The following is an 18,888-nucleotide window of genomic DNA, read 5'->3' as shown; positions in this document are numbered from 1 at the left end:
GCCGTGTAGACGAAGGAATCCGCCCATGACCGGATTAGGATACACTAATCAACCCCATATAGAGTGTTCACACAGACGGAATCGACTTCTTCAATCAGTCCCCGGTCCCGAACTCTACGTAGAATGACCCGCCGCGGAGTTTCTCCCACAGCGGCTCATCTGATGAGTCGAACTCAGCGAACGAGATTACGTCCTCGATGTCCCAAACCGTCGCTTCCGCGACATTCTCTCGCCATCCCGTCGGTAGCGCGACGATCCGAACAAGATACTGATAGACCGTCCCGTCCCCAGCGCCATGGTGTCCTGGACCTGGCCGCCGGGCCATTCGAAACTCGTTACCAGTGAGCTTAATGCGCCCCTTCGCAGCGCGGTCGGCGGCGATCGTTTTCACCTCGACGCGCCGCATATCCTCCGGCGTCCACTCGGACGAGTCCCCGGACACAGTAGCCGCCCCGAACGGGTCGATGAGGTCGAATCCCGGCCCCCGCTCATCGGAGACGTCGAAGATGGCGTGGAACGCGGCTCGCTCACGGAAGGAATCCGCCAGCTCCGGCGTACGAAGGATATCGAGCAGCGATTCCGCCCCCGACATATCCTCCAGTGCAGCGCTATCAAGTGAGCCTGCGATCGACGCCACAGATTGCAGCCGCCACGCCTCTGCTTCACGCCACGTCTCGATGAAGTCGAGAATTTGCGCCCGTTGCTCGGCTGATACCGAGCGGAACTGCTGCCAGATCCGTCCGAGACAGATTAACTCCCCTTCGCGGCCGCGTTCGTCGTCGATTTCTGCATTCTGGTGGTCGCTTCCAGTCCCACGTGTGTTCCCCACGGATGGCGACCCATTGCTCGCTGGCGATCCGGCTGCCGACAAACCAGTTGTCGAGATAGTTTCGAGTTGCTCGTCCTCGTTCGACACCCATCTCGTGGTCTGCTCCTGCCGCCGCTGTTTCACTCTCGTTCGAGATGTGCCTATTCCCCCGCCGGTGTAGTCCGAAAACGCCTTCCGAACGGACTCTCCGGAATGCTGTGGCTCAGCAACAGCGGCCACGAGCCCATCGAGGAGTTTCTCTATTCGCTCGTCGTCGAACACGACATCCGACGACACCAACGCGGTCCGTTCTTTCTGACACCAGTCGGTGACGGCTGTCCACAGCACTGTCGGAATCGGCCCGTCATCAACGTAGGCCAGCGCACCGAGTGGTCGCTGCTGGATCGCCTTGGGGAGTCGTTCCGGATATGGAATGAAAGAACTCGTTTTGCTTAACGGTCCGGGCGGTGCATCCTCATGCCGTGCACGACTAATGGCGAGTTCGATCGCCTCCTCACCCCCATCCTCGTGATCGTCAAGCGTGGCCCAGAACGTCTGTAGTTTCACCACGGCGGCCAGATAGTCGCGAAGCTGTGCAGCAGCATCCGATACCTGCCAGTCGTTTATAATCCGCCACACCGGATCAGAGTCCACCAGTTCGTCCAAGTCTATCGACACGCCACCAGCGACAGTACACAGCAGTTCCTGTCGAGTTCCCTCGTCGTCGGTCGCGGCAGCTTCGATACACGAGGCTGCGACCCCTAGCGACAGTCCGACGTCCTGCAGACACGTTAGCCACCCGTCGAGTAGCAGATGGCGGTCGTCATCGTTCTCCACAATGCTCCGTGCAGTTCTAAGATCACGAAGGGCTGCCTCGATATCGGGACTGTCCACGTCGGGGAGACCAGCCCCAGGGTCGACGGTTTCGACGAGCGCCGTCAGCGCTCTGTTCACTCGGTCGAGCCGCCGCTCACGAAGCGCGGTCACTTCGTGCTCGACGGTTTGCAACTCGTCCTGATATTCAGAATCAAGCGCTTCCCGACGCTTGAAGAGGATGTTCTCGAACACCTCACGAAGATCGTACTGCTCGATTACCTGAGCGAGGCCCTCTGCTGCAAGGTAGGCCGGAATCCCCTCGTTCGCACCGTCCCGGTGTTCCGCTAATGCATCGCTGAATATAGCGATTCGCGGTCCGCCAGTCGCCGCGCTCTCGACGGGAGTCCACTCCGCCGAGCGGCGGCGCATCGCTCCGGTGCTGTCGCTTGCGACGATCCCGATGTCTTTTTTCATGGCGATCGACAGCTTCATGTACGCATCTTCTAGATCCGGCGACTGTGAGCTCGCGAGATAGGCGGCGAGGAGATATTCGAGCTTGCCTTGTAGCGTTTGCCGGAGGTCGGTAATCGCGTCATTCCCAACGATGTCCTCGTGCTCGCCACTAACAGTCTCCAGCTCCGGAACCTGCGTCCGTTTCTCGATGCCGAAATCGACGGCCAAGTCTTCGCCGGTACCGCGTCCGAGCACATTCGCAACCTCGGCGGCCTCTCTGCGTGGCCGTTCCACGATCCCGACCCCAGTGGGCTCTAGTTGATCACGGGCATACTGCGGGAGCTGTTTCGAGTAGATCCGCATGTCGATCCTATCCACAGGCGAGGCCTCGGCACCGATCGCCAGCGAGAACGAATTCTGGTTTCGGGTGATGGGGACACGCGTCCCCGTATGCCAGATATCACGTCGTTGCCAGGCCTGCTGTGGTGCCTGATCAGAGAGCTCCCGTTTGAGATGGGTTGTTGAAACCAACCGCCGCATCAGGCCATACGCAGGAGCACTGTTCGCCCGTATCGTGAACGCGGACTGGAGTTCACGAAGGGGCCTATCCACTGCTCCGCCGGAAGTTGATCGGCGGTCCAAGAACCAGTCGAGCCGGACAGCTGCCGCCGCAGTTGTCAACTCCTCGACGGCGATCGCACCCAGTCCCTGTGCCACGGCGTTGAGATTGAGTGCGTTGGGCAGACCGTCTGACTCCAATAGTCGTAACTCCACATTCTGTTTGAGTGCCGCGAAATCGAGTCGCGGAAGATACTGCTCGGCGCCCCGTGGCTGTTCATCAGCGGTTGTGACAAGGTAGGTCGCTGTGTGGAGCCGCTCCGGGTCCAGATCGATGAACTCGTCGGCACCGTCGTCTTCTGCACCCAGCTCCTCGACCGGCCAGAGAGCCGCTTCCCGAAGTTGAACTAGCCCGAGCGCCGGGATCGTCTCGTCCGGCTCCTTCAGGTTGTGACCATCACAGACCCATGCCGTTTCCAGCAGTGCGTCCTCAAGTTCGGGCCACAGCAAGACGATAGCATCCCGATAGGCAGCAGCCTGCTCAGGATCCGCAATCGCGTCAAGCTCCGTAAAATACCACCACGTCAGGATGGCCACGTCGCTTCCTCCACCAGCCCACGTAGCAGGATTGCAGTCCAACCAGTTACGCTGACACATCGTAGAGTGATCCGCGGTGAAGGCGGGGTGATTCTCGGCTCGCCACGAGATCTCGCAGTACCGCTGAACCAGTGTCTCGGGCGGCTCGAACGGCGAATCCTCTTCGACCGACACCTCCCCTGCGGCTAGTGATTGCGCCTCGCTGGCGGAAATCGACCCGGTACGACGCTCCTGTTTGCCGCGCCCCGGGAAGAGCCACGCCCAGTCGATCTGTGGACCGATCTGCACGCCCAAGTGGATGAGACAGTTCAGCCGCCAGATACCCCCTTCTTCTTTCGTCACATCGACGCGATCCAGTAGCCCGTCCCACTGCTCATCGTCGGGTGGGGCGAGCCGTGGCCGTGACGTTGGAACGGCAACATCCGCACATTTGATCGCGTGACCCCATCGTCGGAGCTGCCCTGGTCGAATTCGCTCCTCATCTTCATCCTCGAACGGGTCCTCAATATGGTCGTCAGCCGCGAGCATCTCTGCCGCTTCGAAGAAGCGATCCGCCCACGCTGAACTGAAGACCAGTTCCTCGGCAGGCTGAGACCTTCCATCCGCACTTGGCAGGGGAATCCGCTGTGTATAACGACGCTCGACGAACGTCTCGTAATCATCTGGAGTAGCGCCGAACGAGCCGGAGCGCACCAGTTTCTCCACGTCGTTGAAGCGACGTTGTACGTATGGTTCGGGGACGAGCCAGTCACTCCCGCTACTTGCTGTGATCTGTCGATACAGTTGGACGAGATAGCTGAGAACCTCGATGTCAAACTCGGGGTCTGTCGAGAAGCCGCCGGCCTCGGCGGCGACACGGCGATAGAACACGGTCGGGCTATCAAGTTCTCGTGTCCCCCATGTACGACTATGCTGCTTTAGTAACCCGTCCCAGTGGGTGTCGAATGGGATGATGAACACGGGCAGCCCAGTAGGAGGAGTCGGCAGTCGGTCGACCTGTCGATCCCCGGATTCACGCTTCTCAGTTCGGCGGAAGACGATTCGCTCGCTTCGCTGATACTGGGGCGCATCCTTACCCCTCGCCCGCGATGCTGCCCGGACGAGATGTGTGGTTTGACCTGAGTCGCCCCCTACATCGACATCTCCATCGCCGGTGTGTGCTTCTGCCGGCAAGAGCGGAACGCGCCACTGGCCCAGCTGTCGCGCCGCATCGCCAACGTCGTCGCCCTCGTCATCCGTGTCTCCGTGTCGGTCGAGAGCCGCCTTGATGGCCTCGAAATACGCGACTGCGTATCGCTCCTTTTCGACCGACACGGCCCAGTCCGTCTCGACGCCAGCAGCCGTGCTGTCTTCTGGGTTGATACCCCAGAGTTCACGGAGAATATCGATACAGCCACGGCCGGTCTCGTCGTCGAATAGCTGATCGATGACCGTCGTCAGCCCAATTCGGGCCGCGTGTGTCCGAAATCGGTCGGATTCGAGGATACTAGCCTCGACCGCCCGGTCACGCCACTGCTGTCCGTTGGCAATTACTGATTTTGGAGGGATCGGGGCCTCGCCATCGTCCTCGTGATTCCGGAGGGCTTCGAACGCCGTCAGGCGATCCGGATCCAGCAACACCTCCGTCGGGTTCCGAACCCCACCTCCGTCAACTGGGACGAGCGACGTTTCGCGCAGGCGTGCGAGCGTCTGCTCGATCGCCTTGTAGAGGAACTCAGGTGTCCGCTCGGCGACATCCGCGACTGGCAGCAACAGCCACGGTAGCCACGGGCGATAGGCGTTGGCCATCTCTTCTCTGGCCATAGAATCCGCCCGAGCTCGAGCCAGGTCCTCCGCAGCTGTCGCGACGATTCCCGGAAGCTCGTTCAGCAAGGCGTGGTTGAGCGGATCGTCCGACTCCAGACGTTGGCGATCGAAACTGACCTGGAACGGCGCATGGACCACGAACGGGAATGGCGTCCGGGCCTCCTCGATAGGGTAGTAGAGTGAGAGCGGTTTCGCCGTCGGCGCCCACTGGTCATCCGCTGGACGTGGCCGCTCGAAGAGTATCCGGACGTCGTAATAATCGTCCTTGTCCTCGGTCGACGTGTCGTCGTCGGTATCCGGAAGATCGGCAGGATCCAAAGAACGCGAGTAAAGCCGGAACTCCTTCCGAAGCGTCGAGCTGGTTTCCGTATTGCCTTCGCGCTCCTCGACCGTCACTGTCTGCCGCTCGATCAAGGATTCCTGTCCAGACGAGCGAGTCTCGCCCGGTTGGATCGACACGTCCCGATACTCCTCGAGTTCGAGCTGGCCGTCCGTACCGTTCCGACTGACTTTCAGGAAGTCGATGCGCTCCAGCTGGCCGAGGAGGATGAGCGTCTCGGGCGTCAGCGCAGTACATTCGTCCCAGAACTCCTCCTGTCTGTCCTGCTGGTACGTGCCGAGTTCAGCCACCCGTGGCGTCTCGCGGTAATCATCGAACTGAGCCACAGCATCCGAATCGATGTCGTCTAACCGTCCCCCGATCGCGTCCAGGAGTTCGGACCAGTCGCGATCGGTGTAATCGAGCTTTACAACGGTCTGATACTGCCCCGTAGCTTGCTCCAACCGATCAGTGAGCCGCTTACCGAGTTGCGCTGTGGCAGTGCCACTACTTTCCTCCGCCTGCAACAGTCGCTCGGCAAGCTGTTCTGTAGGGGTATCCTGCCCAGCCCCATCCACCGCGACGAACGGGTAGCGGAACAGTGACAGCCGCGGAAGATCGCCCAGCACATTGAGCGGGCTCGGTGGTGTCTTCCCAGCCGCAGCTGCTCGCGTGATACCGTTCACATCCACATGGGGAGGAACCGGCTCATCATCCCAGTCCGCCACCTTAACAGGTAGATCCTCCAGTAAGTCCCGACATGCATCGACCGTCTTCGTACTGCACTTGCCCTCAGTAAGCTGGTCGTAAAACTCGGTGTCGGAATCGAGTAGCTGCCGATAAGCCCCGAGTAACATCCGGCTGGTACGGGCACGGGAGAACTGTGCTGCCACTGATGTCGTTCCGTCGCCAGCGTCTGTGTCGACTGTCGACCGAATGGAGAACGCCTCGCTCAGTTGGAGGACCGACTTCAGCCCAACGCCTTTCTCGCCGATCGAACCACGCTTTCGTGCTTTTTCGGAGCGGCCGAGCGACGTGACTGCCTCAAACACGTCTTCGTCGTGTAGGCGAAATGGGGCGCCGGTGTTGGCGATCAAGAGCGATTCCGGGCCAACGATAATCGAGACGGCGCCGCAGTCGGCCGGTCCCTCCCGAATCGCGTCGCGGGCGTTCTGAACCAGTTCCAGAATCGTCCGATTGTCGTGGGTCGACGCAACCATCCGGTTTCCGGCACCGAGTTCGGCCTCTTTGCTCCAGGCGCTCTTGTTCGCCAGCCCATCGAGCAGTTCCTGGTGTTCGGTGCGACAGCGGTCAGCGATCGTGTCTTGTATAAGCTGTGTCTGTGACATTCTATCCACCGAGGCAACAGTTCTGTAACAGTCCGAACCCTTCATAATTAAATCTGAACCTCGAAAGGATTGCTGACTACCGGTATTCGCCAATTGATATCCTCAATATTATAGTTCTCCTCGCCAGAGTTATCGTTACATAGATATTATTCGTAGGTAGATGTTCGGAGGATTTCGCTAATGGGTCAGGAAATGTTCATCGGGGAAGTAGATCGAATTAGCGGGTCTGGAAACGCAATGGTGAAAGATGGTAGAACTGAGTACAACCTCGGCCCGATGGAGAAGTCGGTCGTCCGTCAACAAGTTCTTGCTCTTCCGTTAGGAGATTGGGCTGTCTGTTTGACACCTCAGAAGCCCATAGAACAATATTTCAAGGAGTTCCTAGAGGCCGCACCATATCGCCGCAGCAAGCTTGAACAGAAGATTGCCAATTCAATCTCGTCAGTTGATTCAGATGAGACTGACGAGATTCTCAGAAAATCCGGAGAAATAACTGAGCTGCAACCAGAATCCATCGGACTCGGAGATTACGTGGATTTGACGATTGCCTTTGCAGCAGACGAATTTAGTTTTGCTATCCTTGAAGGTGGTCAACCTATCCGAATCAATTTCCCGATGCTGGAAGTTGGGAGGATCTACAACGTCCAAGTAACTGATATTGACAGTGACGTGATGACTGCCATTTTACCTGATAAGAAATTCAAGTCTACAGCGACTCCTGGTGACGTCTTCGCGATTACTGTTGAATCGCATGTTGGATCGACTGCATATGGCCATCTTGAAGGTCTCCCGGTTAAGCTCACTGGGTCTCCAGCTGACGTAGGTGACGTAGTGAAAGTCGCTATTCAAGACGTTGGCCCTCCCGTTATTACTGCCAGTATCGAACCATTGCCGCCATCAGACCATCCAACAGTCAATGATGTTCTAACTACGGAGTTGCATCTCCCATATCAAAATGAAGAAACTTGTGTTCTTAGTGATGGAGTTCCTATCCTTGTAACCGGTGGTAAACATACATACCAAGGTGAAGCAGAGGTTGAGGTTACCGAAAGCGACCGAAATCGAATTCTCGGGGAAGTTGACTTCCGACAGTTCAAAACTGATGAATTCGGTGTGGGATCGACTGTCACGGTTTCTAATATTGAATGGCAGGAACACAGTATTGTCGGGTATTATCGCAATGTCCCGATTGGAATTCGACAAGATTCGGCAGTTAAAGAAATACCCGAAGAGCTGAACGTAACAGTTGACCGGGTTGACTCTGACGGTATTGAAGGATATTTTGAATCTCATCCAGGAATAAAAGGGGTTACTAAGGAAAGTACGATAACTGTCGATGTAAAATCCGTTGAGAACGGATATATGCGTGGCAGTTTCGCTGATGTTCCAATTTGGATCCCATTCGATGAACCAATTGAGCCGGAACAGCTGACAGTACAGGTCTCAGATATTAGGATCGATGGGCTCCGTGGAACAATGCCGTCGCTTATGATAGATGATTCGATTGAACCAGGGTCGGTTCTCCCCGCCCAAGTGTCCGGAGACCATGTGTATGCTGGATTGGCCTGGCTCGACACTGAATCCGGCGGATACTCGAACCCAATGGTAGTTCCAGACCTATTCCCATCAGATTCGAGTGTTGCGGTGGCTCTCCAGAGTCAGGCAGAGTATCTTGGTGAGGGAACAATCGTCGGCTGGCAGAATAACGATGGGTGGTATCGACTCAAACCCGGTCTTGTTCATCTCCAACGGGCATTATTCGCAACGAGACGAGAGGCGTTCTCCGAGGCAGTCAAACATTGGGAAAATACCTACAAAGCCACAGTGGACGTCTATCTTGATGCTGACGCTCGGCGAGGCGCATGCTTCACGGCTGTTGAAGATGCACTGTCTATGGGCGATTTTGATGATGCTCAGAATCAGTTGAACGAGTTAGAAAACAGTCTCCATGCAGAACTAATTCCAGACAACTACTGCTCTGCAATTGAAAGCGAAATCACGGCATACAGAAAGCTGGTAAAAGCGACGAAGCGAGCTAGGAGCGGAAACAATACTGAGGCTAATGGTTTACAGAGGATAGCGGCTAATTTCGGCTTCCTTCCATTAGCCAAAGAAGCGATCGCTCATTTCACCAGCGCTATGGAGACAGTCAAAGCAGATGATTCTGATTTCGAGCCGGTGTTCCCCCATCCGCTGGCAATCCAACGAATCAAACAACTTGCAAAGGGATTCGAGAGAGAACCGAAGGAGATCCATCGGTTTATAGATGGTTCTCAGCAGATTGAACAACTCCGTTGGAGTCTCACATTGGCTATTTTGAATGATCCTCACACAGATGAGGCACTGGATGTTCACGTTATTGAAGAGGTAGCTGAATCTGATTCAACGATCAGTGCCGACAAGACCGCCGAGACAGTTAGACTAGCAGATGATTCGACAGACGGTACTGGAGGAATTCCGTCGTCAGAGGACTCAGCAAAACTGTCCGGCCCAGGTGAGCCAACTGAACCAGACGAGACGGTTACGAGTGAAAGGACAGGAGTGACAGATGAAGCGACTACTGCTGGGGAGATGGAATACTCCTTGAGTGAAAGCAAAACAGAGAGTAGTGAACAGAACACTACAACTGCTGATTCTCCTGCTCACTCGGAAAATCGAGATACAAATTCTTCTAATTCAGAGACGAGCTCAGAGGAGGTTGAAACATCTGCAAGAGCATCTGACCGAGAAATCGATACTGACGTTTCAGTTAATACCAATCGAGAACAACGGAATATACCCGAACATGAACTCCGACGACTACGGAAGCGAGCTGAAGCCAATGCCTCCAATAATCCAATCCGAGATACCTCGAATAGCGGTGGTGGATCGCGCTACCAACGTTCAGCGGCAATTAAGGAGTACGTGAAAGCTAGAGCAGATGGAATCTGCGAGGCATGTGACGAACCAGCTCCGTTCGAGACGCCTAATGGTGAACCGTATCTTGAGGCCCATCATGTCGACGAGCTATCGGATGGAGGGGCAGATCACCCGGACAAGGTCGTTGCAGTCTGTCCAACCTGTCACAAGCGTATCCATCATGGCGCTAATGGTAATGCGTTGAACAACCTGCTTCACGAGAAGCTAGAGTCTGGGTTAGCATCTCTCGGCACCAAGTAGTGACTCAACCTAGTACTGCCCTTTCTTACTGGACGAATGAATGGCGCTTGCCGACGACGTTGGTATTGTCGTTCTTATAGACGAACTGCAAATCCTGTTCCTCACCGCTTAAAGCTACGCTGTCTGGTGAATATGTTCGGAATAAAAATAGATATGTCAACTCCCGGATCTCAATAGCATTCTGATCAATATACATTCAGAATTTGTGATCACATCAGAGCGAATACTCTTTACCAACTGCCCTGCATAACTCGAATATGCCCCGGGGACCGTCCGTTAACCTCTCTATCACCCACAAAGACGCCAACCACATCTTCAACCCCACCAAATCCCACGCCACACACCAAACCACCCTCGAAGCCCTCCGCCTCCATGCCGGCCAGCCCTCCAAGGAACTCCAGTCTCTCCAGCAACTCGACGAAGAGGCGGTCAAACTCCTCGAACACCAGGTCGACGCGGCTCACCGAGCCCTCTTTGAGATGGACGGAAAAGCTCTTCTCGCCGACGAGGTCGGCCTCGGAAAAACGATCGAGGTTGGAATGATCCTCAAGGAGATGCACTACCGAGACACCGATAGCTCGGTGCTTATCCTCACCCCCGCCCAACTCGCCAAGCAGTGGCAGGCGGAACTCTTCGAGAAGTTTGGCCTCGAATTTGTCTGTAACTACGACGACGACTTCGAGGGCTTCGACGCCCACGACCACATCATCGCCTCAATAGACACTGCCAAGTCTAACCGTTACCGAGAAACCGTTCTCCGCCGCCGGTGGGACGTGCTCGTCCTTGACGAGGCTCACTACGTCAAAAACGAGGAGACGAACCGCTACGACCTAATCGAGGAGCTACGCTACAACTACGCGTTCTTCCTCACTGCCACACCGATTCAAAACGAACTCACCGATCTCTACAACATCGTCTCGCTGCTCCGCCCGGGGCTGTTCGGTTCCCGCGACGTGTTCCACAATTACTTCACGGACTCCGGCCAGCAGACGCTAATCAACCGCGAGACGCTCCAGGAGCGACTCAGACAGGTCATGATTCGGAACCGCCGGGACGAGACAGACATCGACTTCACTGATCGACACATCTACACACGCTCGTTCAAACCCACCGACGCCGAGTTAGACCTCTACCAGGCGCTGACTGAGTACGTCCGGAACCGGTACGCTGAAAGCCAGGGCCAGCACCTCGTGCTCGCGACACTTCAGAAGGAGATCGTCTCCAGTCCCTTCGCGCTCAAGCAGACAATCGACAAGCAGCTGGACGAACTGAACGAACTGACTCACCGGGACGAACTCGAGTCAATCCGCAACATGATTGAGACCATCGAAACGGTTACGAAACTCGATCGGCTCGACGACATCGTCGAGGAGGCCCGCGACCACGTCCCTAAGAGTCGCGTCATCGTGTTCACGCAGTTCCTTCCGACGCTCTGGGCGATTATCTCCCGCCTCGACGAGCAGGACTACACGACCCATGCCTTTCACGGTGGTCTCTCCAGTTCGGAGAAAGAGGCCGTGATCGATGCGTTCCGTGAGGAGGGTGGTATTCTTGTCTCAACGGATGCGATGAACGAGGGGCGGAACCTCCAGTTCTGCAACGTGATGGTCAACTACGACCTACCGTGGAACCCGATGAAGGTCGAACAACGAATCGGTCGCATCCACCGCATTGGCCAGAAACGCGACGTTTACGTGTTCAACATGGCCCTCGAAGATACGATCGAAGAGTACGTCGTCGAGAAGCTCTTTCACAAGATCGATCTCTTCCAGCAGACCGTCGGTGAGCTTAGCGCCGTCCTCACGCGCCTTGAAGGCGACGACCAGAGTTTCGAGGACGAAGTGTTCGAGCGGCTGATGCACGCTGACACGGAGCGGGAACTCGAGAATGACTTCGACGCGATGGCCGTTGACCTAGAGGAACAGCAGGAACTGGCTGAGAAGCTTCATGAGTTCAATAGTGGCGTCTTCGAGGGATTCGATCTGGGGACGAGCGATGCCTGATGCAGCCCGCTCGGTGACGCAGGCAGCCGTCGAGTCATTCGCTCGGTCGTATCTCGAATCGTTCGGCGCGTCGATCGACGCACGGACCGACCGCTGGCACGTTAAACTACCGACTGACCACCCCCTCTCCACGGACGACCGGACATTCACGATCGGCCTCGGGAATCAGCTCGGCGAGAACGAGAGCGATGCTCGCCTCACGCCTGAGAGCAAGCTCTTCCACGAGCTGGTTGATACCGCGATGGCGGCCCAGCCCCTCGGATCAGCGACGCTCACCCGTGAGACGGCGCCCGTCGACCTGCCAACGTGGCTCGTTTCCGATCCAGACACGACCGAGTACACGTTCTATCCACTCTACGACCGAGAGGCACTCTGCTTTCTCTTCCGGGTGAGCGTCGAGACAGTCAGCGAATACCAGACCGAATTTTTGCGAGCGGTGGCTATCGACCTGCAGACGGGAGACCCGAACCCCGAAATCGCGACGGGACTCCTCGATCACCTCGAGACAGTTGTCGATACGGATGAAACCGGACCCCGACCGCCCGAGCTCAATGACGAGCAAGTCGAACAGGCCCTCGACACCGCACAGCAGGCCGTCGAAGCCGAGGTCAGGCCGGAGCTCGAAGAGCTCCAGCAGAAGGCCTCAGAGGCGGCAGCCGAGGAGATCGCGCAGTACCAGCAGCTCCAGCAACAGGAGCTGCAGAACATTCACGAGCGGCTCCAGCAGATCGATGATGAGCTCTCTAAGGCCTCGCACGAGATTGAGGCGGCCAGCAGCCAGGGGGAACGAGTCGAAGCGCTCAGTCGTCGGCAGGAGCTGACCGACGAGCAAGTCGTACTGGAGGATGAACGCGACCGGATCCAGACGGAACTCAACACCGGCTTCCCGGACAAGCGGTCGGACATCCTTGACCGGCACGCTGTTCGCGTTTCGATAAGCCCCGTTGCGGTAACTGCTGTAACCTATGAGCGTGGTGAGCTTGAGCTGATAGATTCAGCAGCCTCAGGATCGATCTCGAAGACGATCGCGTTCGCACCAGGAATCGGTCCGCTTGAACGGGTTTCGTGCGATAGATGTGAGCAACCGATTACCGACACCAACCCGGTGCATCAGATAGGAAATCAGTTTGTCGGGGATTGCTGTGTAGGTGGTCCGGATTCCACCGATTCCTGAGTCGTACTGGCGTTTACTCAGCACGTCTGCGATGTCGACGATGAGATATGTGCATTCTGCGGAAGCGAGTGGCGCTCTCCGATGGGGAATCCAGAAGTTGAGGCTGCCCACATCTACCCGAAGCGTGAGAAGAGACGAAAACGAGGTAACGGAATCGCACTTTGCTATCTCCACTACTGGGCCTTTGATTTGGATTAGATATTACGTCGGATGATACATGATTCTAGTGGAAGACCTCCCTGACGCCAATGGCTATACAAGTGTACGTTACTTGGGGTGAGTCGGATTCGACTTCCGGATGGCGAGGCGATGCGACCACATCCAGCCTTCCTGAAGACCCACCATCGACGACACGAATTCGACTAACGCTTACCGATTCAATGCAGCGGCAACTTCGTGGTCGATCTCGATCAAGGTTTGCTCCGGGACGAATTTCTGAACGTGAAGACTCGAGTGGTCATTTCTTACTCCGGTCCGTCCTCAATGACCACACCTTCCTCGCATAGGGCCGTGAGCTAGCGTTCAATCTCGGCGGCAGTATCGTCAGTTCACATCGCAGTTCAGCCTAGCATAGCCACCAGGCAATCCAGAACCCGTCTGACGGAAGGCTCATACCACTGAGGAGAAGCATGAGCGGTATGCCATAGTGCGTGCTTCTCACAGGACCCGAGTTCTCCGCTCTTGAGGCGGCGCATTCGACCGACTCGCCAACACAGTAGGAACTCAGCCCGAAAGCAGGCTCTACGCTGTCTAGTGGGAACACCCGCGAGCGGAGACTACAGACTCTGGCAGCCCTACGGGATGACTGCGGCCCTCCGCCCTCAGATGTTCTCGGGGTCATCACTGACTCTTAGTTGAGATCAGAGGCGCTTGCGCTCTCGCTATTGCGTTCCTGTTCTTCTGGTCTGGTGTGCACGATGCTGATTCAACTTCGGCGTCGATCAACGTCATCGATAAACTTGCAGTGACCATGTGCAGTGGCTCCTGCCGGCAAGCCTCTGCTCTTTGTGCATCCAGTCGTCGCATTAGTAGGTAGCTCAATAATTGCGAATCAGGTAGATTTCGATATCCGGTCCGCCATTATTGTAGCTGGGCTCCTCTGGATGAAATCCAACCGAATGAGTAACTGAATTCCCCGCTAGTGTAGTATCAAAGACTCCGCAAGGGAAACCTCTCGCTCAATTCTGTCACTAGGATCGAAATGAACGGACCCTGATCGGTCTAGCAAGGCTCCATTACTACTTGGGGTGGTTCATCGTCGCCCTCCACCACTGATTGCTGGTTGGTCAGCGTTGTTGTGTGGCTTATCAAGCCGGTCTGGATTGACATCCGATATATGACTAAGTAATGGATTTTGCTAGAGTCCAGAATATTCTGTATTTAGGGATAGTTCTCTGGATCAGCGATTTTAGTCATGAGAACCCACTAATGCTATCTGGTTGCCTTCTCTACAATTTTGTATGTCAACCGGATACTGGGATAACCTAGTCTCTAACCAGACAAGAAGACACCACTTCACGGAGCCTGTAGATGTTGAATCGACCATGTTTAATACACAACGGTATATCCACCGAATCCCTGTTAACTGGCTCACAGCAACGGACCCCTCGTACAATCTTGACACCTACGAGTTCTATCTCGAGAATCGCGACCTGTTTTCGGACGCAGTCGAAAACCATCGGATCGAATCGGTCGAGTTTGAATATAATCAGGAACCAGTCCCCGATGGCACGGGCAAACCGTACAGAGTCAACCTCGTCGCAACCACCGACGAGAAAGGAGGAGCTGGTCGAAAAGCAGGCGAAGAATGGAAATGGTATTCTCGGACCCATTATTTACTCTGGCTGCTCAATTACGATGACGACATCTGCGAGATAATCCGGATTACGCCAACAAGCGAGCGAGATGGTTTACTTGTCTTTCTCCAAGAAGTGCTCCCTCACATACCCTCCGAGTAATAATCTCGGTCGGTCGTAGAGCACGGTAACTAAGAAGATCAACTCACAGACGCCAGATAGTCTTTTCACAATCGCACGACTTCTCGAACGAGCATCTGAGATTAAAAGCGGTGAGCGGTCGTTCCGTTCCTTGACCGAGTATACTCCCCCCTTCCTCTCTGTTCAAGGTGAGGGATTTATACGGAAATAAGACAGACTCCAAATCAGAACAGATGTCCGATCGATCTACAACATTCGATGATCACGACCCTCTTGCCTACAGTATCCTCCAAGTCTTAGAAGACTTCATCGATGAAGTCGGATCTCGGGAGTGCACCGCGCACTTCGACAAAGTTGTCGATGGCAAGTACTTCCTAAAAGGGAAACATCTGATCCAGAAGCCAGAGCGCTTCACCGAAGAACACTTGGTCTTCCCGATGCTCCGCCGCGCATTCGGGTACTCGCTTCGCCCCCAGCCGATGCAGTACGCGCCTCGATGGCCGAGAGGTGGTGGTGTTCCTGATTTCTGCATCACGTCTATCCCGATTGCTGCAGCGATGGAGAGCGATCTCCGGTTCTTCGGTGAGGTGAAACCTCCGAAGAAAATCGAGAATGCACGGAATGACATGGTGAACTACCTCGACAGTGATCTCGATGTGCACGCGGTCGCGATCCTTACTGATGGGTTTGAGTGGGAAATCTGGATTAGACCAAAAGGAGAATCGGTAGATGACCTGGATAACCCGTACGCTAAAGCCAGCCTGAGGGACTCGCTGAAAACCGTCCGGACACGGAACATGAAGACAGCACCGTACCAGCCACACCGCGTTCGAAACAACATCGACACAGATATATTTTCAGACTTCATGCTAGATGCTGTTCTGGAAACGATTGAAACGGAATTCGGCGTAGATACTACGGCGTTCTGACGAGCATAGCAGAAGGTGTTCATCCTCCTGGACAGCAAGTTAAAATCCTGAAGTATAGTAGCTGTGAGGACTGGATACGGGTCAAAGTGACTTGAGCTCCTCCCTAGAAGATGCAAGAGGGCCAGGGGCGAACCGGGCAGGCAGATTCCCCCTTGCAAGGGATCATATGAAGTGCTATCTGATAGGTCTACTCGCCATTCATACTGTGTAGCGACCAGATATACAGCGATCCTCAGAGGCCCATATTTGAACTTATCTATGACTTTACTTATCCCCCTTTCAACGATCCCAGTAAATGAAATTGGGGGAGATATTCAGCTATGCAAAAGAATATATTGAGACAAGTCGTGTCATCCTACCATAGTCAGCGTAATTCCGTCAATGAGCCACTTATCCCTCCAAATCTAATGATCCAGGAACTGTTCACCAACTGGCGTCTCTCCCAAGCACGACTCCTCAAAGCAAACACCAGGCACGGAAGCTATCCCTCCGTCGATGTCGTAACCGCAGCACAGAACGCTCAAAACGTCCTCGACATCGACGCACCTGATCACAAAGGGTACATCATCCCTCTCCACGACACGAATGGTCCCTCACCTACTACTCAGTACATCATCTGGCGTCCCAAAACAGAAACCATCGGCTGGTTCGACACTGGCTTCGGCAGCTCCGGTATTGAACGGTTCACCGATGCAGAGAACCTTTCAGACACCATCATCGGTCATCGACTTCGGTACTGGCTGTCTGAAAACCAACTAGACCCCGCAGAAATCGAATACGACCTCCCAAAGACAGAGGTCTCACCCTCCGATACCCTCTCCCAGGCTGAACAGAACCGGTTCTTCACCAAACTCAAACAGTTCGTTCGCAAAGAGAAACAGACCGCCCGAGAGACAAACTGGGACTACTATACTGATCTTGGTCTTGAAGAATCTATTCGACGGAACCAGATTGCAGGTCCATTCATCTATATCGGGACAGGTCAAGGACGAGGTGGAGAACAAGGACTCCAGTTCCAGATCACTCAAGATGAGGACGATGACGAGGAGATCGATCTCCGGGATGATGAAGGACTCTTTTGGGGAAATCTCTGTATTATCGACGCAGACGTCAAAAAAGACGCTTTCCCATTTCCTGCAAAGATTCTCGATGTGAACGGCGGTACACTTCTCTTCCGCCCAGAGTGGAAACAGGTTAACAACCGCCACGTCGTTGAGAAACACCTCAAAAGCGGGGACATCGACGTCTGGGTGAAAGAACTCCTCAACCCTGTCCCCTACCAGCGGCAGTTAGATGCTATTCAACAGGTGAAACAAAGCAATTCAAAGCGCCAGCTCATCACCGGAACACGCCCAGTAGAGTTCCTTGCAAACGAGTACAACATCCCTGACCCTGAAATAGATTTGAACACGTATCAGCAGAAAGCGTTGACCTGGGCAGATGGCGCGACTGATATCATGTGCATTCACGGCCCTCCGGGGACGGGGAAGACACGGACCCTCACGGCCTACGTACAGTATGCAGTCTCCCAAGACCAGTCTGTCCTCGTCACCGCGCACTCAAACCAAGCAGTAGACAACCTCATCGCTGGCGATAGCACGCTTGACGAACCAGAAGCAGACACCCTCCATGCGATGGCTCAAAGCACGGACTCACCCATTACCATTGCGCGGGTTGGCTCTAACACCAGAAACCGAGTCATAGAGAAGAACTACCTCAACAAATCAATCGGCGCAGCCAATGTTGTCGCAGCCACGACAAGTGGAGCCTCTGAGTTCGATCAGAATACCTTCGATATCGCGATCGTAGACGAAGCAACCCAAGCCAGCAGACCTTCGACAGCAATTGTGCTTAACTGTGCAAAGAAATTGATCCTAGCTGGTGACCATAAGCAGCTACCGCCGTATTGTGCAGACGAAACGATGCAGGACGAAGAACTGCATATATCCCTGTTTGAGCATCTGCTGGACCGATATGGGCCTGAAATCTCGGTGCTTCTCCGCAAGCAGTACCGGATGAATAAGGAAATTGCAGACTTCCCAAATCAAGCATTCTACGATGGTGAATTAGAGACTGCAGAGAGAAACAAAGGGTGGCAGATCGACGACCTCAAACCACTCATGGGAATTGATATCATCGGAACGGAGCAACGCGAATCCTATGGGAACTCCTTCTACAATCTCGAGGAGGCTGAGGCGGTTGCCAAACAGGTTAAACTGCTCGCAATGTCAGGTGTTTCCCCGGAGGATATCGGGGTTATCTCTGCTTATAGTGGGCAGAAACGGAAAATACAGCGTAAAATAAACCAACTGGATATAGATGGTGCCGGGCGGGTGACGGTCGATACCGTTGATTCATTCCAAGGCGGTGAACGAGAGGCAATCATCGTATCCTTCGTTCGAAGCAACGATCAGGGGAACAGCGGCTTCCTGGAATTCCCAGATGTTGGTCCGCGACGTCTTAACGTCGCGCTCACCCGTGCTCGCAAACGATTAGTGCTTGTCGGGAACTGGAGGACGTTAGGGACTCGGGCCCCACACCGCTCTTCGGAGGATAGTTGTGCCCACTACTATGCTAACTTAGCGGAGCACATCTACAGCGCGGATAGAATGCTTTCTCTGATAGAACCGTCCTCTGGCACAACCGGAGACAGCCAAGAGACGTTTCATGACCGGATGGACAGTGGGCCAACCTGTGACCCGGATGCTGAGAATACGATGTCAGAAGATAAAGCTAATCAAGACCTCGGAGAGAACTCATCGAAGAACCAATCTGAGAACAAGAAGGAATCAAAGAACGGCAACGACAGGAAGCAGAAAAAGAACAAATCCAACCAAGAGACTAAGGAGGATAGTACGCGCATGTACTATGCAAAGCGGTATGGTGATTCATGGCCGCTTGAACAGAAGAAGCAGTTCCTGCGTGAACACAATGTTTCAGCAGCGAGAATGGGTTGGAAGGTATAGGAGTAACTAACCCC

General features: G+C 54.8%; 8 protein-coding genes. 7 read left to right on the top strand and 1 reads right to left on the bottom strand.

Going from position 1 to position 18,888, the window contains the following annotated elements; all coding sequences use genetic code 11:
• Positions 1-94: 94 nt before the first annotated feature.
• Positions 95-6,706 carry a sacsin N-terminal ATP-binding-like domain-containing protein gene (locus tag NDI76_RS19555; RefSeq protein ID WP_310925857.1) on the bottom strand — a complete coding sequence of 2,204 codons (6,612 nt, stop codon included), beginning with the start codon at positions 6,704-6,706 and terminating at the stop codon, positions 95-97.
• Between the two features lie 180 nt (positions 6,707-6,886).
• Here NDI76_RS19555 and NDI76_RS19550 point away from each other — a divergent pair, with 180 nt between their 5' ends.
• The 7 genes from NDI76_RS19550 to NDI76_RS19525 all read left to right on the top strand — a co-directional run bounded on the left by NDI76_RS19550 (position 6,887) and on the right by NDI76_RS19525 (position 18,874).
• Positions 6,887-9,865 carry an HNH endonuclease gene (locus NDI76_RS19550; RefSeq protein WP_310925856.1) on the top strand — a complete coding sequence of 993 codons (2,979 nt, stop codon included), beginning with the start codon at positions 6,887-6,889 and terminating at the stop codon, positions 9,863-9,865.
• Between the two features lie 257 nt (positions 9,866-10,122).
• The gene (locus tag NDI76_RS19545) at positions 10,123-11,868 is read left to right on the top strand and encodes a DEAD/DEAH box helicase (RefSeq protein ID WP_310925855.1); all 1,746 of its coding nucleotides are present in this window, start codon (positions 10,123-10,125) and stop codon (positions 11,866-11,868) included.
• Positions 11,861-13,042: a hypothetical protein gene (locus tag NDI76_RS19540; RefSeq protein WP_310925854.1), complete on the top strand. Its 1,182-nt coding sequence runs from the start codon at positions 11,861-11,863 to the stop codon at positions 13,040-13,042. Before NDI76_RS19545 ends, NDI76_RS19540 begins: the two co-directional genes overlap by 8 nt.
• 6 nt (positions 13,043-13,048) lie before the next feature.
• A complete protein-coding gene (locus tag NDI76_RS22535) occupies positions 13,049-13,240 on the top strand; it encodes an HNH endonuclease (RefSeq protein WP_343218180.1) in 192 nt (63 codons plus the stop codon).
• Between the two features lie 1,262 nt (positions 13,241-14,502).
• Positions 14,503-15,000, top strand: coding sequence for a hypothetical protein (locus NDI76_RS19535; RefSeq protein ID WP_310925853.1), 498 nt, complete (start codon positions 14,503-14,505; stop codon positions 14,998-15,000).
• 212 nt (positions 15,001-15,212) lie between these two features.
• Positions 15,213-15,908, top strand: a complete 696-nt coding sequence (locus NDI76_RS19530) for a hypothetical protein (protein ID WP_310925852.1) — start codon at positions 15,213-15,215, stop codon at positions 15,906-15,908.
• Between the two features lie 407 nt (positions 15,909-16,315).
• Entirely contained in the window at positions 16,316-18,874 is a 2,559-nt protein-coding gene (locus NDI76_RS19525; RefSeq protein WP_310925851.1) for an AAA domain-containing protein, read from the top strand.
• The last annotated feature ends 14 nt before the right edge of the window (positions 18,875-18,888 follow it).

Origin of the sequence: Halogeometricum sp. S1BR25-6, from assembly GCF_031624495.1 — an archaeon.
In the GTDB taxonomy this organism is placed as follows: Archaea; Halobacteriota; Halobacteria; order Halobacteriales; family Haloferacaceae; genus Halogeometricum; species Halogeometricum salsisoli.
The sequence above is the reverse complement of the archived record's forward strand: the minus strand, read 5'-3'. Positions and strand labels throughout refer to the sequence as shown.

What these genes read in the sequence shown, in the direction of transcription:
- NDI76_RS19555 (WP_310925857.1), bottom strand. Translation starts at nt 6,706, where the DNA reads ATGTCACAGACACAGCTTATACAAGACACGATCGCTGACCGCTGTCGC.
- NDI76_RS19550 (WP_310925856.1), top strand. Translation starts at nt 6,887, where the DNA reads ATGGGTCAGGAAATGTTCATCGGGGAAGTAGATCGAATTAGCGGGTCT.
- NDI76_RS19545 (WP_310925855.1), top strand. Translation starts at nt 10,123, where the DNA reads ATGCCCCGGGGACCGTCCGTTAACCTCTCTATCACCCACAAAGACGCC.
- NDI76_RS19540 (WP_310925854.1), top strand. Translation starts at nt 11,861, where the DNA reads ATGCCTGATGCAGCCCGCTCGGTGACGCAGGCAGCCGTCGAGTCATTC.
- NDI76_RS19535 (WP_310925853.1), top strand. Translation starts at nt 14,503, where the DNA reads ATGTCAACCGGATACTGGGATAACCTAGTCTCTAACCAGACAAGAAGA.
- NDI76_RS19530 (WP_310925852.1), top strand. Translation starts at nt 15,213, where the DNA reads ATGTCCGATCGATCTACAACATTCGATGATCACGACCCTCTTGCCTAC.
- NDI76_RS19525 (WP_310925851.1), top strand. Translation starts at nt 16,316, where the DNA reads ATGATCCAGGAACTGTTCACCAACTGGCGTCTCTCCCAAGCACGACTC.